Origin of the sequence: Jatrophihabitans sp., assembly GCF_036389215.1 — a bacterium.
GTDB lineage: Bacteria > Actinomycetota > Actinomycetes > Mycobacteriales > Jatrophihabitantaceae > Jatrophihabitans_A.
Window position 1 is genome coordinate 1 of the sequence record NZ_DASVQG010000320.1, and the last position, 1553, is coordinate 1553.

A 1553-nucleotide genomic window follows, 5' to 3' on the forward strand; every position below is an offset into this window, starting at 1 on the left:
TGCCACCCACCCCCGGGGCCGTGGCCGCGAGCACCAGGCCGCGGACCCGGTGCGGGGCCTGGCGGGCGAGCTGCTGGGCCACCACACCGCCGAGGGAGACGCCGAAGACGTCGACCTCGTCGTACCCGAGCACGTCCAGCATCCCGATGATCGTGCGGACCAGGCCCGGCATCCGCCGCGGGCTGCGGTAGGGCGTCGAGCCGCCGATGCCGGGCGCGTCGAAGCTGATGACCTGCCGGCCGCGGGCGGCCAGCTCCCGCTCGAACGGCTCGGCCAGTTCCAGGCTGGCGCCCAGGCCGGTGACCAGCAGCAGCGGGCGGCCCGAGCCGCGGACCGACGTCCGGATCCGGACCTCGCCCACCTGGACGGTGCGGACCCGGGCCCGCGTCGCCTCCCTCACGCGAACGCCGAGGCGCCGGTGATGTCCCGGCCGACGATGAGGGTCTGGATGGTCTCGGTGCCCTCGAAGGTGTGGATCGACTCGATGTCGGCCATGTGCCGGATGACGTGGAAGTCCAGCAGGATCCCGTTGCCGCCGAGCAGGTCGCGGGCCTCGGCGAGCACCGCGCGGGCGGTGCTGGTGTTGTGCGCCTTGGCCAGCCCGGCCAGCGTCGGCTCGACCCGGCCGGCCATGCCCAGGTCGGCCAGCCGCCGGCAGTACAGCTGCATCGCGGTGACCTTGGCCAGCATGCCGACCAGCCGCTCCTGGATGAGCTGGAACTCCACCAGCGGCTTGCCGAACTGCTTGCGCCGCCCGGCGTAGGTCAGCGCCGCCTCGTACCCGGCGACGGCGTGGCCCAGGGCCATCCAGGCGCAGGAGCCGCGGGTGGTGGCCAGCACCGCCCCGGTGTCCTTGAAGCTGCGCGAGCCCGGCAGGTGGTTCTCGGCCGGGACGCGCAGGTCCTCGAGCTCGATCTCGGCCTGCCACACGGCGCGCAGCGAGCCCTTGCCCTCGATCCGGCGCGCCCGGTAGCCCGGCGTCCCCTTCTCGACGAGGAAGCCCTTCACCTGGCGGTCGTCGGTGTCGCGGGCCCACACCACGACGACGTCGGCGACGGTGCCGTTGCCGATCCACTTCTTCGACCCGTTGAGCACGTAGGAGTCGCCGTCCCGGCGGGCCGACGTCTCCAGGGCGATCGAGTCCGACCCGTGGTCGGGCTCGGTGAGCGCGAAGGCGCCGAGCGCCTCGCAGCGGGCCATCGGCGGCAGCCAGCGCTGCTTCTGCTCCTCCGAGCCGAGCATGGCGATCGACTTCATCGCCAGCCCCGCCTGGACGCCGAGGAAGGTGCCCAGGCTGCCGTCACCGCGGTTGAGCTCCATGTGGATGAGGCCGGCGGAGAGGTGGTCCATCGGCGGGCAGCCGTAGCCCTCGATGCCGTCGCCCACCAGGCCGGCCGCACCCATCTTCTCCACCAGCGGCCAGGGGAACTCCGCCCGCTCCCAGTAGCCGTTGATCACCGGCAGCACCTCGTCCTCGACGAAGGCCCGGGTGCGGAGCAGGTGGTCCAACTGCTCGGGCGAGAGGTCCTCGCGCAGCTGGAAGTAGTCGGTGG

At 73.1% G+C, this 1553-nt stretch carries 2 protein-coding genes; both read right to left on the reverse strand.

The genetic code is table 11. The features are described from left to right. On the reverse strand, positions 1-400 hold a 400-nt coding region (locus tag VF542_RS18210; RefSeq protein ID WP_408653116.1), incomplete at its 3' end, for an alpha/beta fold hydrolase. Next, positions 397-1553, reverse strand: a 1157-nt coding sequence (locus VF542_RS18215) for an acyl-CoA dehydrogenase family protein (RefSeq protein ID WP_408653117.1), incomplete at its 5' end; no start/stop codon positions are given. The genes VF542_RS18210 and VF542_RS18215, both read right to left, overlap by 4 nt.